Source organism: Comamonas resistens, assembly GCF_030064165.1.
Classification (GTDB): domain Bacteria; phylum Pseudomonadota; class Gammaproteobacteria; order Burkholderiales; family Burkholderiaceae_C; genus Comamonas; species Comamonas resistens.
Window position 1 is genome coordinate 3,213,491 of the sequence record NZ_CP125947.1, and the last position, 23,125, is coordinate 3,236,615.

The window sequence follows — 23,125 nt, forward strand, 5'->3', positions numbered from 1 at the left end:
GACGATCAAGCGTCTTCAATCACTCTTATGTCTTATAAAAGACCATAAATTTATTTCAATAAAATCAAATATTTATTTTTATTTATCACAATATGATAAGTTATTTCTCATATTGAGAAATATTGCCGCACCGCAACATTTAAATTTTTCATAATATGGAAAACAAATCTTGCCTGATGAAAAACCTTGAATCCATATCGCTGCAATTTCCGCCACTGCCCAGCGAATTAGTTCATCTGAACCATCAATGAAGCAGATTTCGTCAGCATCCTGGGCTTTTCTGCCCAGTGGCAAGCACTGCAATCCATGCACTCCAGATCCACTTCTTGTTGATCAGGGTTTGCAAGCCCGAAGGAATGACGGCATCCATCACGGCAACCGCTATGCTTTGTGCCCAAGCCTTATTCCCTTGTCCAGTCTCATCAGTCATGACCCTAGCGAGCCGCCCTATTGCCTATTTCTGTCTGGGTTTGAGCATGACGCTGGTTGGCAGCTATGTGGCGCTCTCCAAACCGTTGGCGCTGATTTTTCCTGTCATGCTGCTGGCCTGGCTGCGGTTTGGCATTGGCGCCATTGCCATGCTGGGATGGGTCAAGCGCCCTGCCGACGAGCCCCCGCTATCCCGTCAAACCCGCTGGCTGCTGTTTTTCGAGTCGTTTTTTGGCAACTTTCTTTTCACGCTCTGCATGATTACCGGCGTGGCGCTGACCAGCGCCGTCACCGCAGGCGTAACCATGGCGGCCATTCCTGCCGCTGTAGCGATCATGAGCTGGATTTTTTTGCGTGAATCCGTAGCTGCACGCACCTGGGCCGCCATTGCCCTGGCGGTGCTCGGTATCAGCCTCAACGCCTTGAGCAAGCCGGATACCCCCGGTGCCAGCCTCTCGGCCTCCCAGCCGCTGCTGGGCCAGTTACTGCTGGTAGCGGCGGTGCTCTGCGAAGCCACTTATGCCGTCATCGGCAAGAAGCTGACCGCCAGCGTCAGCCCCAAACGCATCACCGCACTGATCAACCTCTGGGGATTTGCCCTGTCTGCACCTGCCGGCCTGTACCTGGCCTGGCAGTTCGACTTTGCACAGGTCACGCTGCCGCAATGGGGCCTGCTGCTGTTTTACGCCTTGGCCGCCTGCGTCTGGACGGTCTGGCTATGGATGACGGGCCTGAGCACCATCCCAGCCTCTCAGGCTGGCATCTTCACCGTGCTGCTTCCCATCAGCGCGGCACTGATGGGCATGCTGGCACTGGGCGAGCGCATCAGCGGCATGCAGTCTCTGGCATTTGCGATTGCGCTGACCAGCGTTGTGATTGCAACCTGGCCCCAGAGCAGATCAGTCAAGCGCTGACAGCTATCAAAATTGATAGCCACCCGCATCAAGCCATGAGATTGCGGCGGCTGACGACAATACCGTCCTCGTCCGCATACAACCAGTCGCCGCTGCGCACGGGTACACCGGCGATCTGCACCGCCACATCCCGCAGCCCCTGTCCTTGCTTGACCGTGGGCATGGGGTTCAACGCCAGCGCGTAAAGGCCTACCGGTGTGGCACCAAGCTCGGCCACATCGCGCACGCAGCCATAGACCAGTACGCCCGCCCAGCCGTTTCTGGCCGCAGATGCCGCCACATTGCCGCCCACCAGCGCACGGCGCAAGGAACCGCCGCCATCAACGACCAGCACACGCCCCAGCCCCGGCTCGGCCAATGCAGCCCGAACCAAGCTGTTGTCATCCAGGCACTGAACGGTGCGGACCTCGCCCGCAAAATATGCATGCCCGCCCAGACTGCGAAAAACCGGCGGCAAAACCCGAAAATCGCCGCTGTCATCGCTGATCTGGGCATCGCAAAGGTCGCAGGTACTGAAAGCACGGGCATTCGTCATCACAAACTCCAATCAGAGTGCAGGAAAGAGCCCGATCTTGCCTTGCTCGCGCCGCCAGTCACTGCACACACGCCAGACAACGCCTACAGAGAGCAACTTTTTCACAACACTCTCGGGGGAAAAACTGTGCAAAACAGGGTTTCAAGGGCCTATGCGCAACAAATCGAGGCAAAAAAACAGCCTACTAGCTTGGAAGAGCGATTTTTTGCCATTAGCATCAGGTTCAGCCAGTGGATTGCAGCTGTATTTCGCTGGTGATAAGTCCACTACCCAATTAGGAATAAGCAAAATGGCAACTGCAAAGAAGGCAACCGCTGCAGCACCCGCAGCAGCTCCCGCCGCTAAGAAGCGCACTCCCAACGCTGCCTTCATGAAACCCCTGACTCCTAGCGCTGCTCTGGCTGCAGTGGTCGGCAAGGATCCCCTGCCCCGCACGGAAATCATCAGCAAGCTGTGGGTCTACATCAAGGCCAACAATCTGCAAGACGCTGCCAACAAGCGCATGATCAATGCCGACGCAAAGCTCAAGGAAGTTTTCGGCAAGCCCCAAGTCTCCATGTTCGAGATGGCCGGCCTGATCGGCAAGCACGTCAAGTAAGCCAAGGCTTGCAGACAAGGAAAAAGCTGGCATTGCCAGCTTTTTATGTTTCCGGGCAGCCTGTTTGCTAGCCGCTCAGTACACATCCCTGCGATAGCGGCCCGAGGCCAGCATCGCATCCACCTGTGCCTCGCCCAGAATGGCTTGCAGCGCCAGATGCACCCCCTGGCCCATGCCCTGCAGGCTGCCACAGACATAGATGGCAGCGCCCCGCTCCACCCAGCGCACCACTTCCTCGGCCTCACGATTGAGCAACTGCTGCACATAAAGCGACTGCGTGGCATGGCGTGACCAGGCCCGATCCAGGCGGGCAAGATGACCCTGCACCAGCCAGGTCTGCAGTTGCTCGCCATACAGCGCATCATGCTGCGGGCTGCGCTCACCAAACAGCAGCCATTGGTCGCCACACCCTTGCTGCACGCGTGCACGGATATGGCTGAGCAAGCCCGCCAGACCCGAGCCATTGCCCACCAGAATCAAGGGACGCCCGGCGTTCTCGCCCAGGCGAAAGCCCGCATGTTCGCGCACAGTCAATGGCAGCACATCGCCCACAGCCATGCCCCGGCACAGCCAGTCGGATGCCAGACCCGGCGAGCCGTCTTCACGCGTGCTCTGGCGTACCAGCAGTTGCAGGCTGCCATCGGCGGGCGTCGATGCAATCGAATAATCACGCGCGCGCTCGGGATCAGCCGGCACACATAGCGACACCAGATCGCCAGATTGCCACTGCGGCAACGCACCGAACTGCGGCTTCCATTCCAGCCAGTAAAGCGGCCCACCCTGGCTGCCGGGATTGAGCAGCTTGCGCTGGCTCAGCACCATGGGCACGGCTGCCGGCGTCTGCAGCCAATCCTGCGCCGGCGCGCTGACCGGAGCACCGGCTTTCCCCCCCTGCAGGCTCTGGTGCATCTGCGTGACCAGGCCTTGCCAGTCCTGCAGGCTCTGGCTGTCCATATTGTCGACACAGACCACCTGGCTTCGCGCGCCACAGGCCTGTAGCCACTCATGAACCTGAAGGCCAAAGGCGCAGAACTGCTGGTATTCGCGGTCCCCCAGTGCCAGTACCAGGCTTTGATGGTTTTGCAGGTCCGGTTGCGAAGCCATCAGACCCTGTACAAATCCCAATGCCTGATCTGGAGCATCGCCCTCGCCCGTGGTCGACAGCAGCCACAGGCTTTGTGAATACCGGGCCAGCAGCTCGGCGCCGAGCTTTTGCGCAGCCAATAGCCGCACCTGCAAGCCCCGCTCCGTCAACATGGCGGCCGTGGCGCGGGCCAGTGCCTCGGCCTGGCCCGTCTGGCTGGAATACACCACCAGCACTGCAGGTGCATCGGTCTTACCCTCTGGCGCGCTGCCCTGGGCCTCGTCGGCCAGACGCTGTTTGCGTACCTTGGCACCGATACCCCAGCACATGCCGGTGTATGCCGCGAGCAGGCCCATGGCAGCCGAGAGGCGATCGGGCGTCAAAATCCATTCCACTGTCATGCCCCAAATCTCTGAATCCAGGCGGGGCTCTTCAGCTGCCGCCGCTCTTGTCCATGCGCCGTCAGCACCGCGGCAATCGCGTGCTGCCGTGCAAACTCCATGCCTTGCTCAGGCCCAAGCACCGTCAGCACCGTCGCCAAAGCATCGGCGTGCATGCACTCTTCATGAAACACGGTGACGCTGGCCAGGTCATGCTGCACCGGCCAGCCCGTGCGCGGGTCCAGCGTGTGTGAGTAGCTGCGCCCTGCCACCGAAAACCGATGCCAGCAGTCGCCCGAGGTAGCAAAAGAGCCTTCCCCCAGGCTCACCACCAAGGGGGAGCTTTCATCTTCCGCACCCGTTCCCAGTTGCACCCGCCAAAGGCCGTCGTCAGGCCGGCGACCCCAGCTGCGCAGCTCACCGCCAATTTCAAACAAGCCGCCCTGCCAGCCAGCGGCTTGCAGGCGCTGCACCACCCAGTCCACGGCAAAGCCCTTGGCTATACCGCACAGGTCCAGCTCCAGTCCACCAGGTTGCAGCAACTCGCACCTGTCGGCATTCCACTGCAAATGGCGGTAGCCACTGGATTGCAGCAGGCGGTCAATATCCTGAGCCAGAGGCAAGCTGGCCGCATGCGGCTGCAGAGGTTTTTGGCGCGGACCAAAGCCCCAGAGCGAGACCAGCGCCCCCATGCTGGGGTCCATGGCCGAGCCCGAGAGCTTGGCCCAGTGCAAAGCCGCATCCAGAACATGAGCAAACTCCGCAGGCAGTGTCTGCGTTTGCCCAGGTTTTGATGCATTGAACTGGCTGATGGCCGAATCTGCCTCCCAATTGCTCATCTGGGCAATCACGGCATCCAGCACCTGCTGAACCAGCGCCTGCACAGGCTCCATGGGCTGGTAGTCAGGGTTGGCCAGCCGCAGCGACCAGGTCGTACCCATGGTGGCGCCGCTCAGGCGATGAACACGGCCATCGCTTTGCTGCTGCATGCGCGCTGACTGCCAGTGCACGCCGCCGAAATTGACTGCTGCACCGGACGCCACACCTGCGGATATGCCATTTGCAGGCGTTGCAGGCCGTGGCAGCTGCCACAGGCTGGCATCAAAGCGGACGCGGGGGGTTGAGGAGGTCATCAATACGGTCTTCACCTAAGAGCCACTCACACAACCCGGCAAATCGCAGATTTGCGGTTGAGACGAGGCGCGAAGCCGCAGGCAGTACAAGAGTACGACAAGGCGAAGCAACGACGTATCAAGGGTTGTGTTAGCGGCTCTAAACAACGACGCGCCCCGGGCATGGAATTGCCGAGGGCGCGTGTCTCAAGCCATCTGGGCCTGAAAATTAAGGCAGCACTTCCAGAGTGGCGGTATAGCTCAGGCGACGCTCGGTAGCCTTGGCAATCGTGGTCTTGTTGTCCTTGGCATCCGTGTTCAGCCAGAACAGGCCAGCGCGGGGGAACTTGATCAACACCCGTCCCTTGGCATCGGTCTTGAACTTCATCGCGTCCATACCATCGCGGTAACGGATGCCATCAGCCACCAGTTCAATCTCCAGGTCGGCGGCGGGCTTGCCATCGATCAGGAAATCAAACGTGGCTTCTTCGCTGGCCACCAAGTCGTTGGGATGGGTCACGGGCTTGAGCTCCAGACCCTTGCCGCTCACGCCCAGTGCCGAGGGCTTGCCCAGGGACACAAAGGTCTCCATCCGGCGCAGGCTTTCAATCACATGCACCTCCTTGGCATCAGCGGGGATCTGCTTGAGCACCTCTTCCACCGAACCGCGCACGCGCTTGGGCTGTCCTTTGGCATCCTTGTAGCTGCCCATCACACCGGTCGACAACATGGTCACGCGGTGCGTGCCGGTCTGCTCGGGCTTGAAATCAAAGACGCTGCGCAACTCACCCTTGGCCACATTCTTCATTTCCACGGCCGAGCCATCGGGAGCGCTGACCTTGACGCCTTCCAGGCCCAGAGGACGATGATTGAAGAAGAACACATCGTTGGAGACAGCGGCATCCACCGTCACCCAGTCCGACTTGGACAGCACTGTGCTCGAAGGCTTGAACCAGATGTCATGGGCCTGTGCACCCAAAGCGGCCAGAGCCAGGGTTGCAGCAACGAGAGCACGTGTTTTGAATTTCATATCGGGTCCTTGAAAACAGAAAGGATGACAAATCGAAAACAAAAGGCGCGTTCTCAAAAACTGGCGCGCCCTTATGAAAGAGACAGCGAGCAAGACCTAGGCGCCCCCCGCCGCCGCGCAGCGAAGCTGTCGTCCCCCTCCCTAGTGCGCAGCACGTAGAGAGAGGGGGAAGCGGCAAAGCCGCTCAGGGGGTGACATTTAACTTGATCGCACCCAGCTCGGTCTTGCCCGTGGCGCTCAGGCTGGTGGCAGATTTCGCGGGCCACTCGAAGGGAATGGACACCAGTTCACGGCCACCGACTTCGCGCGCGGCCTCCACCATCAGCTTGTACTGGCCGGGAGCCAGCTTGGGCAGCGGGTTCTTGCCTTCGGCAAACGACAGAGCATGGGCGCCCGCAGGCTTGGTAGGCTGAGTCACGCCGTCGATGGGAAAGCTCAGCTCGCGACCGGTACGGCGCCACCACTGGCGCATGTCCTTGAGCCATTTGGTGCCTTCGGCATCGTGCTTTTTCACGTCGTACCAGACGGACAGATTGGCCGCCATGCCGCCCTCGGCCTTTTCCAGCCACACGGCCACATAGGGCTTGTGGTACTCGGCCACCTGCAACTGGGGCACGGTCACCGTCACATCCAGTCCGCCAGCGATTGCCGGCAGACCCACCACGGCGCTCAAAGCCACCGAGGTCTTGAAAATCCGCTTCGCCATTTTTTCTTCCTTCACAAATTCCAGTAGTACTCCGCGCAATCAGCACCCCAACTCAGAGACAGCCAGCAAGGGCCTGAGCTGGCCGCGCCGCCCCGTCCCCTTTTGGGGGAAGCGGCTCAGCCGCTCAGGGGGTACTTCACTAATGCACCAGCAGCAGCACCAGCAGTGCTGGCAGCACCAGCCCAAGCCCCACCATGGGCCAGGTCATGGGACGGCGCTGTGCATGCATCTTCAGAATCAACAGCCCGGTGATACAGAACACCAGGCAGCCAATCGCAAATACATCAATGAACAGACTCCAGACGCCGCCGGTATTGCGGCCCTTGTGCAAGTCGTTCAGATAGGAAATCCAGCCTCGGTCGGTGCGCTCGTATTCCACGGCACCATCCTTGAGATCCACCCGCAGCCAGGCATCGCCACCGGGACGCGGCATGGGGACATAGGCCTCGTCCTCGCTCCACTCCACAGCAAAGCCCTTGGCGCTGACCCTGATCTGTTGGGCCAGCCAGCCGTCAACATCGACGGGCAAGTTCACTCCTGCATTGCTAGCAGCTTGCGCGCTCTGCTCCTGGGCTTGCAGGAGTTTTTTCAATAAATCTTCGGGAAGCTGCGCCTCGCGCGTTTCCACCTTGGGCCTGGCTTCGATCTGCCCTGCGTGGTTGAGGGTGAAACCTGTCACGGCGAACAACAACATGCCGATCAGGCAGATGGCAGAGCTGATCCAGTGCCATTCATGCAGTTTTTTGAGCCAGTACGCCCGCTGCGGAGCATTGGAAGAAGCCGCTGTCATTCAGAACTTTCAGGGATTGCAAAGCCACCAGACCCCAGCGGGACGCTTGGCACGCTGGGGCAAAACCTTGGACACCTTGTAAAGGCTTGCACAGCAAGGCGGCATTCTAGTTGCGCGAAATTCTAAATGCATATCACTTCTATTTACTTTACCTGACGTAAACAAACCCACAGCCGTCAGGTCCGCCAGGACAAAGCCGCTTGTCGAGCCTGAACCCAAGCTGCGCCGACCGAACTGTTGCCGCTCGGCAACAAGTCAAGAGCTGCCATTCCTTTTTTGGTAATGGTATCAAGAACCATTATCAATATCATCTAGAATCCGCCACGCTTTGCAAAAAACCGATTCTTCATCCAAAAGCATGTCCAACCACAACCACCTGACTCCCACCGACTCCAACGGCTTGCGCTGCGAGCTCAAGCAAATCGTGATTGCCGCAGGCCTGTGCCTGATTGGCGCCAGCGCGATGGCTCAGCAGGAAACCACACTCTCCACCGTGAACGTGGAAGCCGCAGCCGACAATGCCTTCAAGGCAGAAACCAGCAGCCAGGGCAAGTTCACCGCCCCGTTGTTGGACACGCCCAAGACCGTTCAGGTCATCAATGAAGAAATCATCAAGCAGACCGGCGCCACCAGTCTGCAGGACGCCCTGCGCTCCACCCCCGGCATCACCTTCGGCAACGGCGAAGGCGGCAACCCCTCGGGCGATCAGCCTTTCATTCGCGGCATGGACGCCCAGTCCAGCACTTTTGTGGACGGCATGCGCGATATCGCGGCCGGTACGCGCGAAGTGTTCAACGTGGAGTCGGTGGAGGTCATCAAGGGTGCCGACTCGGCCTACGCCGGTCGTGGCGGTGCAGGTGGCTCGATCAACATCACCACCAAGAAGGCCAAGAACGAGAACTTCATCTCGGGCGACGTGGGCCTGGGCACCGACAACTATCTGCGCGGCACGCTGGACATCAACCGCAAGATCAACGAAACCACTGCCATCCGTCTGAACGCCATGGGCCACAGCGCCGACGTTCCCGGCCGCAACGGTCCCGACAACAAGCGCTGGGGTATTGCTCCCACCGTGACCTTCGGCCTGGGCACCCCTACCGAAGTGACCCTGTCCTGGCAGCATCTGCAGACAGACAACACGCCCGACGGCGGCGTGCCCTATCTGTACAGCAACACCGCCATGGCCAAGCTGCCCGGCGGCTCCACCGTGCGCCCCACTTATGGCAATGACCGCGCTAACTGGTACGGTCTGAACAACCGTGACTATGAGAAGGAAAAGAGCGATCTGTTCACCGCCTCGGTCACACACAAGTTCACCGACACCAACAAGGTCCGCAACAGCCTGCGCTACAGCAAGACCAAGCAGGACTACATCTGGACTCAGCCTGACGACTCCAAGGGCAATGCCATCAACGGCTTTGTCTGGCGCCGTGGCAACTTCCGTTTCTGGGACACCACCACGCTGCAGAACGTGACCGAGTTCACCGGCAAAGAACAGACGGGCTCCATCGGCCATACCTATGCCTTTGGTCTGGAACTGTCCAAGGAAAAATCTGACGGTACTTCCGGCGCCATCCAGAGCGCCAGCGGCGTCTGCACCTCGGTGTCCGACCCCTGGTGCACCACGCTGAGTAACCCCAGCGGTGCCAATGCTGCCTGGAATTTCCCGATCACGCTGCCTGCTCAATCGACGATCAACAAGATCGACACGATTGCCCTGTATGGCTTTGACACGCTCAAGCTCAACGAGCAATGGCTGGTGAACGCCGGTCTGCGCGTGGACCACTACAAGCTGTCCTCCTCCGGCCCCGCCGGTGGCCGTGCCCCCAACAACTACCCTGCGTATGACCTGAGCCGCAGCGACACCCTGTTCAATTACCAGCTGGGTGTGGTTTACAAGCCTGCAGCCAATGGCAGCATCTACGCTAATATCGGCACTTCCTCGCGTCCCGGCGGCTCCACCCTGGGTAACGGCAGCGAAGACCTGACCACGACCACGGATGCGCTGATCAGCCTGAAGCCTGAAAAGACCAAGTCCATCGAGCTGGGCACCAAGTGGGATCTGCTGGACAAGAAGCTGAACCTGGCGGCTGCCATCTTCCGCAACGAAGTGACCAATGTCCGTATCTCCGATGCCACCGGCACCTATATGGGCGGCAACAAGGAAGTCAACGGTCTGGAACTGGGCTTCACCGGCCAGATCCTGTCCAACCTGAGTGTGTTCGGCGGCTATACCTTCATGGATAGCGAGCAGAAGAACATGGGCATCGGCAACGTGGCCAATGGTCAACCCTTCACCAACACGCCCAAGCACAGCTTCAGCCTGTGGACCAGCTACAAGCCCATGCCCAAGCTGACTCTGGGTCTGGGCATCTATGCACAAAGCAGCGTCAATGCCGCCTATGCAGTGTCCACCGTGGATGGAGGCATCGTGACCAAGGGCGCCAATGGCTTTGCCCGTTACGACGCCATGCTGGCCTACCAGATCGACAAGAATCTGAGCTTCCAGCTGAACGTCTACAACCTGGGCAACAAGGTGTACTACACCGGCGTGCGCTCGCCTCATTACGCCAATATGGGCGCTGGCCGCTCCGCCGTGGCTTCGCTCAAGTTCATGTACTAATTGGAGTCCGGCCTGTGCTTGATCCAGCACAGCTCAGCCTCAAGTCATGACACACAGCCCCGCCGGCCTCTGGTGCCAGCGGGGCTTTTTACATGCACACTTGCAGACTGGAAACCGCATTGCGCCAGTCCCAGCTATCAAAAGCATTGCTGCCAGCACTTGATATACAAGGTTTTAAACCATCAAGGCATTGAACTCAAGTAACAGCAAGCGCCAGTTGCTATGGTTTCCAGCATCTGTAGATCGATATCTCCTACCAGACCCAGCCATGCTGCTAAGAATTCCCGCCCTGCTCACTCCCGATGAAGTCCGTCACTGCCGCCAGGCACTGGAAGCTGCCACCTGGCAGGATGGACGCACCACGGCTGGCCATGTGGCGGCCCAGGTCAAAAGCAATCTGCAACTGCCGCTGGACAGCAAGACGGGCCAGCAGATTGGCGACCTGCTGCTGGACCGGCTGGGCCGCAACCCGCTGTTCATGTCGGCCGCCCTGCCGCTCAAGGTTTTGCCCCCGCGCTTCAACCGCTATGAAGGTGGCGGCACCTACGGCAACCATATCGACAATGCGTTCTTCACCATTCCGGGCACGGCCATCAAGGTCAGAACCGATGTCTCCACCACGGTCTTCTTCAGCGACCCTGAGGAATACGAGGGCGGCGAGCTGATGGTGGAAGACACTTTCGGCCAGCAAAGCGTGAAACTGGCGGCCGGCGATGCCATCGTCTATCCCGGCACCAGCCTGCACCGCGTCAACCCTGTGACCAGCGGCACACGCTATGCCTCTTTTTTCTGGACGCAGAGCCTGATCAAATCCGCCGAGCAGCGCCGCCTGCTGTTTGACCTGGACCAGACCATCCAGCAGCTGACGCAGGAGCAACCCGAGCACTCACGCATTGCTGCACTATCGGGCACTTATCACAATCTTTTACGCATGTGGTCTGAAAGCTAATCCCTGAGGGGGGACAACGCCCTCGGCTGGGCGCCCCCGCCGCGAGGCGACTCTTGCGCGGCGTCTCTGGGTTAGAGCATGCCGGTTTGCACATCGCGCCCAAACATTGATTTCGCTTGAGAACGCACCCGCAAAATGAATTCCACTCCCCTCAATATTCTTGGCACGCCGGCGCAGCCGCCTTTGCAAAGCATTCCGACCAATATCGCCAGTCTGGCCGACTACGCCTCTCTGGCACGCGAGCATATGGAAGCTGGAGCCTGGGCCCATATTGAAAGCGGCGCCGACCAGCAGCTGACACTGGCCCATAACCGCGCCGCCTTCGACCAACTACGCCTGTGCCCGCAGGCGCTGGCGGACCTATCGAGCGCGCACACAAGACAGACGCTGCTGAACGAGCCACTGCACTGGCCGGTGCTGCTGGCACCCGTGGCCTACCAGCGCCTGGCCCACCCCGAAGGCGAGCTGGCCGCCGTACGCGCCGCCATGGCCATGCGCACCGGCATGGTGGTCAGCACCTTGTCCAGCCATAGCCTGGAAGACATCGCCCAGGCTGCGCAGAGCGCGGCTCAGGAACTGGGACGCAGCGGCCCGCTGTGGTTTCAGCTCTATCAGCAAGCCTCGCGCGAGCACACGCTGCAGCTGGTGCGCCGTGCCGAAGCCGCAGGCTACACAGCGCTGATGTGGACGGTGGATGCGCATATCAAACGCTCCAGCTACCCGCTGCCGCCCGGCGTGGAGGCCGTCAATCTGCGCGGCATGCCGCAGCAACGCCACAGCGCCGATCTGATGAGCGAGCAGATTCTGTTCGGCACCGAACTGACCCGCCACGCCCCCAGCTGGGACGACCTTGTCTGGCTGCGCGCACAGACCCGGCTGCCACTGATTGTCAAAGGTGTGCTGTCCCCCCAGGTCGCCGCCAGGGCGGCTGAGCTGGGCGCCGATGCGGTCGTTGTCTCCAACCACGGCGGGCGGGTGCTCGATGGTGCTGTGTCGCCGCTGGAAGTGCTTCCGGCCATCCGCGCTGCCCTGCCCGGCTCCATCCCACTTCTGATGGACAGCGGCGTACGCCTGGGCACCGATGTGCTCAAAGCCGTGGCCATGGGTGCCAGCACCGTCATGGTCGGCCGCCCACAGATGCATGCACTGGCCGTAGCCGGCATGCTGGGTGTGGCCCATATGCTGCATCTGCTGCGTGCCGAACTGGAGCTGGCCATGGCCCAGACAGGCTGTGCCACGCTGGCCGACATCGGGCCGCAACTGCTTGTTTCCCAAGCATTTTCAGTGGAAAGCCAGCTTTAACCACAGCAGCAACACGCCTAATTGGCGGGCATGCATTGCAAATGCGATGGATTCTCATTTATACTCCAGCTATCACCTCAATAGCCAGCAACAACTGCCTGTAGCCATGATCGTCTGTGTATGCCGCCGGGTTTCCGACCGAGAAATAGCACGCCACGCGCATGCGGGTATGAGCTTTGACGAAATCCAGTTTGAATTGGGTGTTGCCATGCAATGCGGGCGCTGCGAAGGCTGCGCACGCGATGTGGTTGCCCAATGCAGTGCCACCCATCCGATCGCAGCCATTCATAACGAATCGCACGCCGGTGCATCCGTTCAGACGGTTCAGCTTGCCACCAATATTCTGGAAAGCAAAGCATGGCCCACCTCGCAAACTACACCGTCCTCTCAGCCCTTGTTGGCAGCCTGATTCTTGTGATGGCATGCACCTGGTGGATACTGCGTGACTGATCTTGTTGCGCCAGCGCACGCAGAACCCCTCACCGGGCGCCCTCTAGCCGGTTAACCAGCGCTTTCTTTTCTGATTCCAGCCTGCTCTGGTTGCCTTCCCCGCTCTTATGTCCCAGTCTGATCAATTTGCTTCTGCCAGCGGCCCCAGCCGCAACCTGGCAGTAGCTGGTGCCGTGGTTGTTGCACATGCTGCCGCCCTCTGGGCCATGCAGCATGGTCTGGCGCAGCAGCACCCTCCCGAGGTCGTGGTGCCTGCCGCCGTGATTGCCGAGTTCATAGCACCACCGGCGCCAGAGCCCAAGCCACCGGCTCCGCCACCACCGCCTCCAGCCCCGGCACCCAAACCGCAGCCCAAGCCCCAGATCAAGCCTGAGCTGAAAAAAGCGCCGCTACCCAAGGCCATCAAAGACCCCACGCCTGCTCCCGCAGCCCCGCAAGGCTCGACGGAAGACAGCCAGAGCAAGCCGGACAAGAATCCGCCTGCACCACCGGCGCCTCCGGCCCCGCCCGCACCGCCAGCGCCCCCCGCTCCACCGGCTCCACCCAAGATCGAGCAGCCGTCGAGCAATGCTGCCTATCTGAACAACCCTGCACCCGCCTACCCTTCGGTCAGCAAGCGCATGGGCGAGCAAGGTAAGGTCATGCTGCGTGTCTATATCAACGAGCAGGGTCAGCCCGAGAAGATCGAAATCAAACAGTCCAGCGGATTTGACCGCCTGGACGACGCCGCCATCAACACCGTGCGCCAGTGGAAGTTTGTTCCTGGCAAGCGCAATGGTGTGCCCGAAGCCATGTGGCACATCGTCCCCATCAACTTTGTTCTCAAATAAAACCGCAGTTTTCAGGAGTACCCATGGAATCCCAATTCGGCATTGCCCACGTCTGGACACAGGGCGACTTCGTGACCCGCGCCGTGGCCATCATCTTGCTGGCCATGTCGGTGGCCTCTTGGCTGGTCATCGTCATCAAGGCGCTGGACATCGTGAAATTCAAGAAGTACGCCAAGACTGCGCAGGACTTCTGGCACAGCGCCGATCTGGCTACAGGCCTGGAAAAGCTCGGGGACGACAAGCAGAACCCCTTCCGCTTCATGGTGCTCGAAGGCCGCGAAGCCTCTGCCCACCACCGCAAGACCAGCGCCCATCTGCATGACACCCTGGACATCAGCGACTGGGTGACCCGCTGCCTGCGCAACGGCATCAACGAATTCACGGCACGCCTGCAATCCGGCCTGGCGATTCTGGCCTCCGTCGGCTCCACGGCCCCCTTCATCGGCCTGTTCGGCACCGTCTGGGGCATCTACCACGCGCTGGTGGCCATCGGCATGTCGGGCCAATCCTCCATCGACAAGGTGGCAGGCCCCATCGGCGAAGCGCTGATCATGACCGCCCTGGGCCTGGCCGTGGCCATCCCCGCCGTGCTGGGCTACAACGCTCTGGTGCGCGGCAACAAGGGCATCCTCAATGCCCTCAACAGCTTTGCCCACGATGTGCACGCCTATTTCGTGACCGGCGCCCGCGTTTCCGTGGACGGCCAGGTCTCCGGCAATGTGCTGCCGCTGAAGAAAGGCGCCTAAGCCATGTCATTCGGAACCATGGACGATGGGGACAGCGACGAGGTGATGAACGAGATCAATATGACGCCTCTGGTGGACGTCATGCTGGTGCTGCTCATCATCTTCATCATCACCGTGCCCGTGATGAAACATTCGGTCAACGTGGACCTGCCGCGCGCCACCAATCAGCCCGAGGACACCAAGCCTGCCACCGTGCAACTGGGCATCACGGCCGACGGCAAGTATTCGTGGAATGGCCAGGAGGTCAGCGACGAACAACTGGAAAGCAATCTGCAGGCCGAAGCCGTCAAGGAACCCCAGCCTGATCTGCATATCCGCGGCGACAAGGAAGTGCGCTACGAACGTGTAGCCCAGGCCATGGCGGCGGCCCAGCGCGCCGGCGTCAAGAAGATCGGCTTTGTGACCGATCCAACCAAATAAACCACCACTGCATTTATCTCTGAACGGCCCCTAGGGAAGGTCTGCACGAATTACTTGGAAGTGAGCTACGCCCGTCCGTGAGATAAAGCCTGCCTCAGCAAGGCGCCCAAACGTTGTCCAGGCGCCTCCAGGGGGATGCAATTCCCCGATTTCGTGGGCATTACGCCCCTTGCACGCGCACCTGTGCCATGGCTTTCAGCTTGTGCCTGGCCATCCACAGGTTGGACAGGGCAAACAGCGTCACGATCTGCGCCGTGTTTTTCTTCAAACCACGGTAGCGCACCTTCACATATCCAAACTGCTGCTTGAGCACCCTGAAGGGGTGTTCCACCTTGGCCCGGATGCGCGCCTTGGTGCGCTCCAGCTGGTCGATCAGATCATCAAGAGGCTTGTCTTTGTCCAGCGCCCGGCGCAGGCCTGGGCGCATGGCCACGTGCCAGCACACGGCTTGCCTGGCATCGGGGCGCTTGTCCGCCCCTTGGTAGCCCGCATCACCAAAGGCATCTGTCTCCTGCCCGTGCAGCAGGCTGTTGGCTTCGACGATGTCGCTGACGTTGCCAGCCGTGCCCCGCACTGTGTGCACCAGGCCCGAGTCGGCATCCACCCCGATGTGGGCCTTCATGCCAAAGTACCACTGGTTGCCCTTCTTGCTCTGGTGCATCTCGGGGTCACGCTCGCCACTTTGGTTCTTGGTGGAACTGGGGGCCGCAATCAGCGTGGCATCCACCACGGTGCCCGCCTTCAACTGCAAGCCCTTGGCTTGCAGCAGTGCGTTGACCGTGGCCAGGATTTGTTCGGCCAGCTTGTGGCGTTCCAGCAGGTGCCTGAAGCGCAGGATGCTCGACTCGCTGGGGATGTGTTCGTCCCAACGAGACAGACCTGCGAAGTCACGAAACGCAGGCACATCATGCAGCGCTTCTTCCATTGCAGGGTCGCTGAGCTTGAACCACTGCTGCATGAAGTGGATGCGCAGCAGCGTCTGCACCGCAAAGGGCTGCTGACCCCGCCGCCCACTCTCGGGGGCGTAGGGCGCTATCAGCGCTACCAGTTCAGCCCAAGGAACCACCAGCTCCATGGCGTCCAGGAATTCGCGCTTGCGGGTGCGCTTGACGGTGTTGCTCAGGCCCAGGCTGCTTTGCTTCATGTCTGTATTGTCTGGGCTTCAGGCCCTTGCAAGCACATCAGGCGTGGATTCGTGCAGAGGATCCCTAGGGGCCGTTTTTCATGGAGAAAATCAGGCAAAAACAGGCTTAACCCCTTTGCAGTCATACGTCGAACGCTATGAATTTCAAAGCATCTAAGTAGCTACCAGCCAGCACATCGATTCACTCCTGAAAATAGACAGCAATTTTTTCTTGAATGAGACTGGGTATCACTTGCATTTCAATTGAGAATTGTTATCATTACACCAGTTTTGAATTTAAGGAATCACGGCATGTCCGCATCGCTTGCTGCGACTTCGCAGCTCCAAGTCCACCAAGCCGCCTCCATGGCCGCCGCATCCTCCCTGACACCTGACTCAGCATACCCTGCCAGCCACGCGGGCCTGGACAGCGCCCAGTTGCTCAACGGTCAGAAGGCCGTAACCATCGTGCACAACGGCACCCCTTATCGCCTGCAGGCCACCAAGCTGGGCAAGCTCATACTGACCAAGTAAAGGCCGCCCACATCCGTCAGCCGTACCGTTTCATCGTGGGGCGACACCGCAAGTGTCGTATTCGCCAGCCACAGCGGCCGTGGAGCACAAGCCCTCTCTTGCGCTCACGCCGCCGGTAGCCACGCGTTTTTTCCACATCCTGCGTCCAAAACAAAACCCCTGCCGCTTTCGCGCGCAGGGGTTTTGTTTTGGGGCCCGCCGCTCCAGGCTGCGGGACAGAGGCAATTACAGGCCCAGAGCAGCAATGCCGGCCTTGGCCACTTGCGCATCCTCGTTGGCCTTCACACCGGACACACCCACGGCGCCCAGCACCTGACCGTCCTTGACGATGGCCACGCCACCTTCGAGCAGACCGTCCACAAAGGGAGCGCTCAGGAAAGCGGTACGGCCGTTGTTGATCATGTCTTCAAAGGCCTTGGTGTCCTTGCGGCCCACGGCAGCAGAGCGGGCCTTGGCGGGAGCAATGTGAGCGGAAATGGGAGCCGCACCATCCATGCGCTGCAACAGCAGCAGGTGGCCGCCATCATCCACGATGGAAATCGTCACGGGCCAGTTGTTCTTCAGCGCTTCAGCTTCGGCTGCTGCGGCGATAGCTTTCACGTCGGCCAGTTCGAGTTCGTGCTTGGTCTTCATATAGGTAAAAAACTCCGTCGGATTGTTAATAAGAGGAGGATATTCTGTACGTTAACGGCAAAAATAGATGTCATGTGCAAAACATCCGAACCTAAAACTGCCTTTTTCCACCGGGGTATTGCAATCCCTCCGCAATACCCCCACCTAGAATGACAACGTTTCCATACACAATTCCTGAAGGAGGAATGGCTACATGAACGAACAAGTCACCACACTGGGCTCTGCGGGCTACGGTGTCTCGCAGCAAGAGCGCAACCGTGTTCTGCGCAACACGTACTGGCTGCTGGCACTCAGCCTGATCCCCACCGTGCTGGGCGCTTGGGTGGGCGTAGCCACTGGCATCACTGCATCGCTGCGCGGCGGCGTGGGCCTGATCGTTTTCATGGTCGGTGCCTTCGGCTTCATGTACGCGATCGAAAAGACCAAGAACAGTGCTGCGGGCGTGCCCGTGCTGCTGGGCTTTACCTTCTTCATGGGCCTGATGCTCTCGCGCCTGATCGGCATGGTGCTGGGTTACTCCAACGGCGTGCAGCTGATCATGACGGCCTTCGCCGGCACGGCAGGCGTCTTCTTCGTGATGGCCATGCTGGCCACCGTGATCAAGCGCGACCTGTCTGGCATGGGCAAGTTCCTGTTCGTGGGCGCTCTGGTGCTGATGCTGGGTGCGGTCATCAACGTGTTCGTGGGCTCCACCGCCGGCATGATGGCCATCTCCATGCTGGCCATAGCCATCTTCTCCGCCTACATGCTGTATGACCTCAAGCAGATCATTGACGGCGGCGAGACCAACTACATCAGCGCCACTCTGGCCCTGTACCTGGACCTGTTCAATGTGTTCCAGAGCCTGCTGGCCCTGCTGGGTATCATGGGCGGCGAACGCGACTAAGCTGCGGCCCTGCCCCGGATTTGAAAAAGGAGTGCTTCGTGCACTCCTTTTTTATATGTCCTGGGCTAAATTCTCACCAGTTGCTGCCGATATCCAGACAAGATGAAGCCAAACCACCTTCCCCGTGCGCTTGCCCTGGCCCTGCTGCCTCTGGTGCTCGCAGGCTGCAAGATTGAAGACATTCCAGGCCTGGGCCCCGATCCACGCACCATCGCGCGTGAATCCGAAGCCAAGGCCATCGGCGGCGCCTGCCGCCATGCCATGCGCGGCCTGGAAGACTGCTATGTCCTCAACCCCAAGGCCCCCAAAGCGCTGGTCTTTGCCGGCTGGAAGGATATGGACGAGTACATGCGCTCCAACAAAATCGAAGGCGTGCCTTCTGTTCTGGGCCAAAGTGCTCCGGAAAAGCGCAGCAGCACAGACAGTGATACCAATAGCGCCAGCCGCAACCGCAGCTGAGTCGCGAGTTCTACCGCTCAAACCCCAAGGCCGCAGCCACAGTGCTGCGGCCTTTTTTCATTCCACCTTGGCGTCACAAAACACGCCTCGCTTGTATCTCATTTATTGATAACGATTCCCAATTGCATTATCATTAATTCATGATCAAGCGACAGGCAGATGAGCTCCGGCCGGCCTGCCACTGACCCAGGAGGGATCTGCCATGAGCAATGATGAAATTGAGCAATTGCGGCGGGAGCATGGGGCTCTCTTGCTGAACTACCGCGAGGTTCAGCAGCGCTGCAGTGCCGAAATCCAGTCATTGGCCCGCCAGGTACAGACGCTGAGCCAGCAGTTGGTGCGCACCCGCGCCCAGCTGATCGCGCGAGACAGCGCCCTGGCCTGGGAGAGAGAGCTACGGCAAACCCTGGTCGCGCAGCAGCTGACGGCCTGGCTATCGTCACCCTCCACCGCGGTGCAGCCGGTCTCCCTGTTCAATCAGACAACTCTGGCACCGCAAGACGACGACCAGCTGGAACAGCAATTGCTGGAAAACAGCCTTCAGGCCGCCGATCTGGTGATCTGCCAAAGCGGCTGCATCAGCGATGGTGCTTTCTGGCGGGTTCAGGATCACTGCAAGCGCACGGGCAAGCCCTGTGTGCTGCTGGATGCCGCCAGCAACGCCCTGCATGTGGTGCAGCTGCATAGCGGCATGGAAGATGACTCACCCCAGCCCGCGCTGGGCAACCAGGAGACCGCATGATGAATGCCTATATGGAATCAAGCCGCCACAACCCGCACCCGAGCATGCGTACCCAGACCGTGCTGGGCTTGCTCATCTGCCTGGGAGGTCTGCTGGTGCTGCTCTCTTGGTGCTGAAATGGCCGAGCTGCACTCCTGTCAGGCAAAGCCCGGACCTCAGAGCCTGATCAGTCGCGCTCGAAGACGGCCATGGACTCCACGTGGGCCGTGTGCGGGAACATATTGACCACACCGGCTGCCACACAGCGGTAGCCTGCCTGATGCACCAGCAGGCCGGCATCACGCGCCAGCGTGGCAGGGTTGCAGCTCACGTAAACGATGCGCTTGGGGAAGTTCCAGCTTTCCTGGCCTTCAGGCAGGGGCGGCAACAGATCGGGCTGCTCTTCGGTGGCCACACCGGTCTGCTTGGCGCCGATACGGATCTGGTGAATATCGGCCATGGCTTTGGCCAGAGCAAACGCACCTTCGCGCGGAGGGTCCACCAGCCACTTGTCGGCATTGCCGTCGGCAATCAGCATGGCCGGCGTCATCTCGAAAAGATTGCGGGCCACAAAGGCGGTAGGCGCCAGCTTGTCTTCCTCGGCACGCACGGCATTGTTGGCCGCATAGTTCTCGTGCGAGCGCTTGACCAGGGTGTCCGAGCCTTCGATACCCAGCACCTCGCGTGCCATGGTGGCAATGGGCAGGGTGAAGTTGCCCAGGCCGCAAAACCAGTCGATGACGCGTTCGTCCTTCTTCGCGTCCAGCAGGCGCAGTGAGCGTGTGACCAGCACACGATTGATATGCGGATTGACCTGGGTGAAATCCGTGGGCTTGAACGGCATGGTGATGCCGAAGTCTGGCAATCCGTAGGACAGTAGAGTGCCGCCCTCTTCCATCAGGTGCACCGTGTCCGGGCCCTTGGGCTGCAGCCACCACTGCACATCATGCTCGGCGGCAAAATCACGCAGACGCTGCTTGTCGGCATCGCTCAGGGGCTCCAGGTGACGCAGCACCAGGGCCGTCACATGGTCGCCGCAGGCCACTTCGATCTGCGGGCAGGTCTCGCGCGCATCCATACTGGCAATCAGGGCGCGCATGGGCATCAGCATGGCATCCACATGGGGAGGCAGGATCTTGCAGGTCTCCATGTCGGCGATGTAGCGGCTCTTGCGCTCATGGAAGCCCACCAGCGCCTTGCCCTTTTTGATCACATAGCGCACCGACAGGCGCGAGCGGAAGCGATAACCCCAGGCCGGGCCTTCGATGGGGCGCAGCAGGGTCTCGGGCTTGACCTTGGCCAGATGCCAGAGGTTGTCTTCCAGCACGCGCTGCTTGATGGCCACCTGGGCCGCCACATGCAGGTGTTGCATCTTGCAGCCGCCGCAAGCGCCCACATGCAAGCCGAAGTTGGGGCAACCGGGCGTCACGCGCTGGGAGGATTCGCGGTGGATTTCGGTCAGCGTGGCGGCTTCCCAGTTGTTTTTCTTGCGATGGGTGTTGGCACTGACGATCTCGCCCGTCAGGGCTCCGTCGATGAAGACGACCTTGCCGTCGGGCTTGCGGGCAACGCCCTGGGCATCCATGTCCATGGACAGCACTTCCAGCCAGCCCTCGGGCAGCGCCGGGGCATCAGACGGGACTTCGGGCAGGTTTTCGGGAATTTTGTTGTCGCGGGATTCACTCATGGTGCCCCGATTGTCTCAGGCTGCCCCATACCCGAGAGCCGACCACGGCAAAAAGCTGCGGCCTCCACCAGCAGGTCAAGCCGACAGTTTCAATAGAAATCAGCTGAAACGCTTGCCCTGCAATCGCTATCAGCTATGCAATCAGAAGCGCGAATCTTCGCGCAGACGCCGCTCACGGCCATTGCGTGCCTGGGACATCAGGGCCCGCTCGGCAATCAGATTGACCTCGGTTGCGCAGTTGTATTCGTCCAGTGAAAAAAGAAGGGTCGCGCCAGGAGAGAGCTTGGGCACCGTCATATGCAGCGGCAAAGACAGATCGACGGGAGAGCGATTGGAGCGGTAGATCAGCTCGTTGTTGGGCGCATAGACAAAGTAGCAGGCGGCAGAGGCAGCCTGCGCCAGAGCGCAGGCCGACAGAACCAGCGCGGCACGCATGGCGGATAAAGCGGTCATGAAGTCTCCCTTCCCTCGGAGCGATCTGCCCCGGCATCTTGGCGCCATTCTATAGAGGGAGTGCCGCAGACCCACCATTCGTACGAAATTTCCAAAAGCACAGAAATATCCCTCAGGCGCCCATTCAAAAGCGATATCAGCTGATCATTCGGCCATTCTGCCTCTTCAAGCGCCTTGTCAAATTACAAATTTCTGTATTGACAGAAATTTCAAAGAACACCACACTGCGGTGCATGCAACTGAGTCCTATCGCCGAACGCTTTGTGCACCACTGGGGTGACATGGGCAATGCCTGGGGTGTGAACCGCACCGTGGCGCAGATCCATGCCCTGCTGTTCTTTCATGGCCGCCCACTCAATGCCGATGAAATCTGCGAAACCCTGGGTGCGGCGCGCTCCAACGTCAGCACCAGCCTGAAAGAGCTGCTGAACTGGAACCTGATTCGCACCAGCCGCAAAAGCGGCGACAGGCGCGAGTATTTCGAAACCTCGGCCGATGTGTGGGAGCTGCTGCGCACCATTGTGCGAGAACGCAAGCAGCGCGAATTCGACCCTACCAGCGCCCTGCTGCGCGAGCTGATCGCCCAGCCCGAGTTCGAACAGGAAACTCCGGACACCCAGGACCGCGTGCACGAAACCTTGCGGCTCATGGATTCCATGGGCGTCTGGACCGACGAGATGCTGCGCCTGTCGCCCGCCACACTGGACAAGATCTTGCGCCTGGGCGCCAGCGTTCAGCGCTTTGTCAGAGGTACGGGCAAGGACAGCGACAAGGTCCCAAACCCATGACATGGAATTTCTGCAATGGCAGAAATCATGAAAGGAGCCCCATATGCGAGTTCTGATCTGCGGCGGCACCGGCTTTCTGGGCAAGCACATCGTCAATGCCTTGAGCCAGTCGGGCCATGACCCGGTGGTGCGCAGCCGCCATTCCAGCCCGGCACTGGATTTTTCCCGCTGCACCGCACCCGAGCAGTGGCTGGAGCATCTGCAGAACATCGATGCCGTCATCAATGCCGTGGGAGCGCTGCGCGACAAGCCCGGCCAGGACCTGCAGACCTTGCATATGAAGGCCCCTGCCGCCTTGTTCGAGGCCTGTGCCCAAGCCGGGGTAAGACGCGTGGTACAGGTGTCGGCGCTGGGCGTGGACAAGAGCGAAACCCGATACGCGACTACCAAGCGTGCAGCCGACGACTATCTGCTGGCCCTGGGCGAGCTGGACCAGCTCAACCCCGTCGTGGTACGCCCCAGTATCATCTTTGGCGGTGGCGGCTCCAGCAGCAAGCTGTTTCTGCTGCTGGCCGGTCTGCCCCTGTTGCCGCTGCCCTCCGTCATGCGCAGCGCCCATATCCAGCCCGTGGCAGTACGGGATCTGGCCGAAGTGCTGGCCAAAATGGCTGTCTCGACCACTCCATCCGGCGTGATCGAGATCGGCGGACCGGAGCCCGTCTCCATAGAACGCTTTATCGCCAGCCTGCGCTCGCAAATGGAATACGGCCCAGCCAGAGTGCGGCTGCTGCCGAACTGGCTCAGCAAGGCCAGCGCCAGCATGGGCGACCGCCTGCCATGGATGCCCTGGTGCAGCGAAGCTGCTGCGCTGCTGGAAAACGACAACATCACCAATCCACAAACACTGGCCGATCTGCTGGGGCGCGCACCTGTCGATATCCGCGACATGCTGGCCACCTTGCCCAAGGGTGGGCGCCTTCATGCCTGAACTTATGCCTGAGCA

At 60.2% G+C, this 23,125-nt stretch carries 27 protein-coding genes; 15 read left to right on the forward strand and 12 right to left on the reverse strand.

Going from position 1 to position 23,125, the window contains the following annotated elements:
- Positions 1-262: 262 nt before the first annotated feature.
- Positions 263-430, reverse strand: coding sequence for a hypothetical protein (locus tag QMY55_RS14960; protein WP_283484977.1), 168 nt, complete (start codon positions 428-430; stop codon positions 263-265).
- Between QMY55_RS14960 and QMY55_RS14965 the strand changes: the two genes are divergently transcribed.
- Entirely contained in the window at positions 429-1,343 is a 915-nt protein-coding gene (locus QMY55_RS14965; protein ID WP_283484978.1) for a DMT family transporter, read from the forward strand. The genes QMY55_RS14960 and QMY55_RS14965 overlap by 2 nt on opposite strands.
- Before the next feature lie 28 nt (positions 1,344-1,371).
- Here QMY55_RS14965 and rraA read toward each other — a convergent pair whose 3' ends face one another.
- Together rraA and QMY55_RS14975 are read right to left on the reverse strand one after the other, a co-directional pair.
- Complete coding sequence (gene rraA / locus QMY55_RS14970) at positions 1,372-1,878, reverse strand: ribonuclease E activity regulator RraA (protein WP_283484979.1); 507 nt, start codon at positions 1,876-1,878, stop codon at positions 1,372-1,374.
- 141 nt (positions 1,879-2,019) lie between these two features.
- Entirely contained in the window at positions 2,020-2,250 is a 231-nt protein-coding gene (locus QMY55_RS14975) for a hypothetical protein (protein WP_283489062.1), read from the reverse strand.
- Between QMY55_RS14975 and QMY55_RS14980 the strand changes: the two genes are divergently transcribed.
- Entirely contained in the window at positions 2,168-2,476 is a 309-nt protein-coding gene (locus tag QMY55_RS14980) for an SWIB/MDM2 domain-containing protein (RefSeq protein ID WP_283484980.1), read from the forward strand. The genes QMY55_RS14975 and QMY55_RS14980 overlap by 83 nt on opposite strands.
- 75 nt (positions 2,477-2,551) lie before the next feature.
- Here QMY55_RS14980 and QMY55_RS14985 read toward each other — a convergent pair whose 3' ends face one another.
- The 5 genes from QMY55_RS14985 to QMY55_RS15005 form a co-directional block, all read right to left on the reverse strand.
- The gene (locus QMY55_RS14985; RefSeq protein ID WP_283484981.1) at positions 2,552-3,961 is read right to left on the reverse strand and encodes a flavodoxin domain-containing protein; all 1,410 of its coding nucleotides are present in this window, start codon (positions 3,959-3,961) and stop codon (positions 2,552-2,554) included.
- Complete coding sequence (locus QMY55_RS14990; protein WP_283484982.1) at positions 3,958-5,073, reverse strand: FAD:protein FMN transferase; 1,116 nt, start codon at positions 5,071-5,073, stop codon at positions 3,958-3,960. Before QMY55_RS14990 ends, QMY55_RS14985 begins: the two co-directional genes overlap by 4 nt.
- A gap of 208 nt (positions 5,074-5,281) precedes the next feature.
- Positions 5,282-6,082, reverse strand: coding sequence for a DUF4198 domain-containing protein (locus QMY55_RS14995; protein WP_283484983.1), 801 nt, complete (start codon positions 6,080-6,082; stop codon positions 5,282-5,284).
- 184 nt (positions 6,083-6,266) lie between these two features.
- On the reverse strand, positions 6,267-6,788 hold the full coding sequence (locus QMY55_RS15000) for a DUF2271 domain-containing protein (protein WP_283484984.1): 522 nt from the start codon (positions 6,786-6,788) through the stop codon (positions 6,267-6,269).
- Positions 6,789-6,927: 139 nt separating this feature from the next.
- Positions 6,928-7,578, reverse strand: coding sequence for a PepSY-associated TM helix domain-containing protein (locus QMY55_RS15005; RefSeq protein WP_283484985.1), 651 nt, complete (start codon positions 7,576-7,578; stop codon positions 6,928-6,930).
- A 358-nt stretch (positions 7,579-7,936) separates the two neighbouring features.
- On the opposite strand from QMY55_RS15005, the gene QMY55_RS15010 reads away from it, so the two are divergent.
- From QMY55_RS15010 to QMY55_RS15040, 7 genes are all read left to right on the forward strand, one after another.
- Positions 7,937-10,201 (forward strand): TonB-dependent receptor, encoded by a 2,265-nt coding sequence (locus tag QMY55_RS15010; RefSeq protein WP_283484986.1) that lies wholly within the window; start codon positions 7,937-7,939, stop codon positions 10,199-10,201.
- A gap of 268 nt (positions 10,202-10,469) precedes the next feature.
- Complete coding sequence (locus QMY55_RS15015; RefSeq protein WP_283484987.1) at positions 10,470-11,150, forward strand: Fe2+-dependent dioxygenase; 681 nt, start codon at positions 10,470-10,472, stop codon at positions 11,148-11,150.
- 135 nt (positions 11,151-11,285) lie between these two features.
- Positions 11,286-12,452, forward strand: a complete 1,167-nt coding sequence (locus QMY55_RS15020; RefSeq protein ID WP_283484988.1) for an alpha-hydroxy acid oxidase — start codon at positions 11,286-11,288, stop codon at positions 12,450-12,452.
- A 106-nt stretch (positions 12,453-12,558) separates the two neighbouring features.
- The gene (locus tag QMY55_RS15025) at positions 12,559-12,861 is read left to right on the forward strand and encodes a (2Fe-2S)-binding protein (RefSeq protein WP_283488974.1); all 303 of its coding nucleotides are present in this window, start codon (positions 12,559-12,561) and stop codon (positions 12,859-12,861) included.
- A gap of 148 nt (positions 12,862-13,009) precedes the next feature.
- Complete coding sequence (locus QMY55_RS15030; protein ID WP_283484989.1) at positions 13,010-13,732, forward strand: energy transducer TonB; 723 nt, start codon at positions 13,010-13,012, stop codon at positions 13,730-13,732.
- A 23-nt stretch (positions 13,733-13,755) separates the two neighbouring features.
- Positions 13,756-14,478, forward strand: a complete 723-nt coding sequence (locus QMY55_RS15035) for a MotA/TolQ/ExbB proton channel family protein (RefSeq protein WP_283484990.1) — start codon at positions 13,756-13,758, stop codon at positions 14,476-14,478.
- Between the two features lie 3 nt (positions 14,479-14,481).
- On the forward strand, positions 14,482-14,898 hold the full coding sequence (locus QMY55_RS15040) for an ExbD/TolR family protein (RefSeq protein WP_283484991.1): 417 nt from the start codon (positions 14,482-14,484) through the stop codon (positions 14,896-14,898).
- Between the two features lie 160 nt (positions 14,899-15,058).
- Here QMY55_RS15040 and QMY55_RS15045 read toward each other — a convergent pair whose 3' ends face one another.
- Positions 15,059-16,042 carry an IS5 family transposase gene (locus QMY55_RS15045; RefSeq protein WP_283484992.1) on the reverse strand — a complete coding sequence of 328 codons (984 nt, stop codon included), beginning with the start codon at positions 16,040-16,042 and terminating at the stop codon, positions 15,059-15,061.
- Between the two features lie 345 nt (positions 16,043-16,387).
- Here QMY55_RS15045 and QMY55_RS15050 point away from each other — a divergent pair, with 345 nt between their 5' ends.
- On the forward strand, positions 16,388-16,555 hold the full coding sequence (locus QMY55_RS15050) for a hemin uptake protein HemP (protein WP_407650699.1): 168 nt from the start codon (positions 16,388-16,390) through the stop codon (positions 16,553-16,555).
- 225 nt (positions 16,556-16,780) lie between these two features.
- Here the strand turns inward: QMY55_RS15050 and QMY55_RS15055 are convergent, their stop codons facing one another.
- Positions 16,781-17,188, reverse strand: coding sequence for a GlcG/HbpS family heme-binding protein (locus QMY55_RS15055; protein WP_283484994.1), 408 nt, complete (start codon positions 17,186-17,188; stop codon positions 16,781-16,783).
- Positions 17,189-17,381: 193 nt separating this feature from the next.
- Between QMY55_RS15055 and QMY55_RS15060 the strand changes: the two genes are divergently transcribed.
- From QMY55_RS15060 to QMY55_RS15070, 3 genes are all read left to right on the forward strand, one after another.
- Positions 17,382-18,074: a Bax inhibitor-1/YccA family protein gene (locus QMY55_RS15060; RefSeq protein WP_283484995.1), complete on the forward strand. Its 693-nt coding sequence runs from the start codon at positions 17,382-17,384 to the stop codon at positions 18,072-18,074.
- Between the two features lie 102 nt (positions 18,075-18,176).
- The gene (locus QMY55_RS15065; RefSeq protein ID WP_283484996.1) at positions 18,177-18,533 is read left to right on the forward strand and encodes a hypothetical protein; all 357 of its coding nucleotides are present in this window, start codon (positions 18,177-18,179) and stop codon (positions 18,531-18,533) included.
- Between the two features lie 202 nt (positions 18,534-18,735).
- A complete protein-coding gene (locus QMY55_RS15070) occupies positions 18,736-19,275 on the forward strand; it encodes a DUF2325 domain-containing protein (protein WP_283484997.1) in 540 nt (179 codons plus the stop codon).
- A 166-nt stretch (positions 19,276-19,441) separates the two neighbouring features.
- Here the strand turns inward: QMY55_RS15070 and rlmD are convergent, their stop codons facing one another.
- Positions 19,442-20,941: a 23S rRNA (uracil(1939)-C(5))-methyltransferase RlmD gene (gene rlmD / locus QMY55_RS15075; protein WP_283484998.1), complete on the reverse strand. Its 1,500-nt coding sequence runs from the start codon at positions 20,939-20,941 to the stop codon at positions 19,442-19,444.
- Positions 20,942-21,082: 141 nt separating this feature from the next.
- Complete coding sequence (locus QMY55_RS15080; protein WP_283484999.1) at positions 21,083-21,394, reverse strand: hypothetical protein; 312 nt, start codon at positions 21,392-21,394, stop codon at positions 21,083-21,085.
- A gap of 233 nt (positions 21,395-21,627) precedes the next feature.
- Between QMY55_RS15080 and QMY55_RS15085 the strand changes: the two genes are divergently transcribed.
- Positions 21,628-22,182, forward strand: a complete 555-nt coding sequence (locus QMY55_RS15085) for a GbsR/MarR family transcriptional regulator (RefSeq protein WP_283485000.1) — start codon at positions 21,628-21,630, stop codon at positions 22,180-22,182.
- A gap of 43 nt (positions 22,183-22,225) precedes the next feature.
- A complete protein-coding gene (locus tag QMY55_RS15090) occupies positions 22,226-23,110 on the forward strand; it encodes an NAD-dependent epimerase/dehydratase family protein (protein ID WP_283485001.1) in 885 nt (294 codons plus the stop codon).
- The last annotated feature ends 15 nt before the right edge of the window (positions 23,111-23,125 follow it).

What these genes read in the sequence shown, in the direction of transcription:
- QMY55_RS14965 (WP_283484978.1), top strand. Translation starts at nt 429, where the DNA reads ATGACCCTAGCGAGCCGCCCTATTGCCTATTTCTGTCTGGGTTTGAGC.
- QMY55_RS14960 (WP_283484977.1), bottom strand. Translation starts at nt 430, where the DNA reads ATGACTGATGAGACTGGACAAGGGAATAAGGCTTGGGCACAAAGCATA.
- rraA (WP_283484979.1), bottom strand. Translation starts at nt 1,878, where the DNA reads ATGACGAATGCCCGTGCTTTCAGTACCTGCGACCTTTGCGATGCCCAG.
- QMY55_RS14980 (WP_283484980.1), top strand. Translation starts at nt 2,168, where the DNA reads ATGGCAACTGCAAAGAAGGCAACCGCTGCAGCACCCGCAGCAGCTCCC.
- QMY55_RS14975 (WP_283489062.1), bottom strand. Translation starts at nt 2,250, where the DNA reads ATGAAGGCAGCGTTGGGAGTGCGCTTCTTAGCGGCGGGAGCTGCTGCG.
- QMY55_RS14985 (WP_283484981.1), bottom strand. Translation starts at nt 3,961, where the DNA reads ATGACAGTGGAATGGATTTTGACGCCCGATCGCCTCTCGGCTGCCATG.
- QMY55_RS14990 (WP_283484982.1), bottom strand. Translation starts at nt 5,073, where the DNA reads ATGACCTCCTCAACCCCCCGCGTCCGCTTTGATGCCAGCCTGTGGCAG.
- QMY55_RS14995 (WP_283484983.1), bottom strand. Translation starts at nt 6,082, where the DNA reads ATGAAATTCAAAACACGTGCTCTCGTTGCTGCAACCCTGGCTCTGGCC.
- QMY55_RS15000 (WP_283484984.1), bottom strand. Translation starts at nt 6,788, where the DNA reads ATGGCGAAGCGGATTTTCAAGACCTCGGTGGCTTTGAGCGCCGTGGTG.
- QMY55_RS15005 (WP_283484985.1), bottom strand. Translation starts at nt 7,578, where the DNA reads ATGACAGCGGCTTCTTCCAATGCTCCGCAGCGGGCGTACTGGCTCAAA.
- QMY55_RS15010 (WP_283484986.1), top strand. Translation starts at nt 7,937, where the DNA reads ATGTCCAACCACAACCACCTGACTCCCACCGACTCCAACGGCTTGCGC.
- QMY55_RS15015 (WP_283484987.1), top strand. Translation starts at nt 10,470, where the DNA reads ATGCTGCTAAGAATTCCCGCCCTGCTCACTCCCGATGAAGTCCGTCAC.
- QMY55_RS15020 (WP_283484988.1), top strand. Translation starts at nt 11,286, where the DNA reads ATGAATTCCACTCCCCTCAATATTCTTGGCACGCCGGCGCAGCCGCCT.
- QMY55_RS15025 (WP_283488974.1), top strand. Translation starts at nt 12,559, where the DNA reads ATGATCGTCTGTGTATGCCGCCGGGTTTCCGACCGAGAAATAGCACGC.
- QMY55_RS15030 (WP_283484989.1), top strand. Translation starts at nt 13,010, where the DNA reads ATGTCCCAGTCTGATCAATTTGCTTCTGCCAGCGGCCCCAGCCGCAAC.
- QMY55_RS15035 (WP_283484990.1), top strand. Translation starts at nt 13,756, where the DNA reads ATGGAATCCCAATTCGGCATTGCCCACGTCTGGACACAGGGCGACTTC.
- QMY55_RS15040 (WP_283484991.1), top strand. Translation starts at nt 14,482, where the DNA reads ATGTCATTCGGAACCATGGACGATGGGGACAGCGACGAGGTGATGAAC.
- QMY55_RS15045 (WP_283484992.1), bottom strand. Translation starts at nt 16,042, where the DNA reads ATGAAGCAAAGCAGCCTGGGCCTGAGCAACACCGTCAAGCGCACCCGC.
- QMY55_RS15050 (WP_407650699.1), top strand. Translation starts at nt 16,388, where the DNA reads ATGGCCGCCGCATCCTCCCTGACACCTGACTCAGCATACCCTGCCAGC.
- QMY55_RS15055 (WP_283484994.1), bottom strand. Translation starts at nt 17,188, where the DNA reads ATGAAGACCAAGCACGAACTCGAACTGGCCGACGTGAAAGCTATCGCC.
- QMY55_RS15060 (WP_283484995.1), top strand. Translation starts at nt 17,382, where the DNA reads ATGAACGAACAAGTCACCACACTGGGCTCTGCGGGCTACGGTGTCTCG.
- QMY55_RS15065 (WP_283484996.1), top strand. Translation starts at nt 18,177, where the DNA reads ATGAAGCCAAACCACCTTCCCCGTGCGCTTGCCCTGGCCCTGCTGCCT.
- QMY55_RS15070 (WP_283484997.1), top strand. Translation starts at nt 18,736, where the DNA reads ATGAGCAATGATGAAATTGAGCAATTGCGGCGGGAGCATGGGGCTCTC.
- rlmD (WP_283484998.1), bottom strand. Translation starts at nt 20,941, where the DNA reads ATGAGTGAATCCCGCGACAACAAAATTCCCGAAAACCTGCCCGAAGTC.
- QMY55_RS15080 (WP_283484999.1), bottom strand. Translation starts at nt 21,394, where the DNA reads ATGACCGCTTTATCCGCCATGCGTGCCGCGCTGGTTCTGTCGGCCTGC.
- QMY55_RS15085 (WP_283485000.1), top strand. Translation starts at nt 21,628, where the DNA reads ATGCAACTGAGTCCTATCGCCGAACGCTTTGTGCACCACTGGGGTGAC.
- QMY55_RS15090 (WP_283485001.1), top strand. Translation starts at nt 22,226, where the DNA reads ATGCGAGTTCTGATCTGCGGCGGCACCGGCTTTCTGGGCAAGCACATC.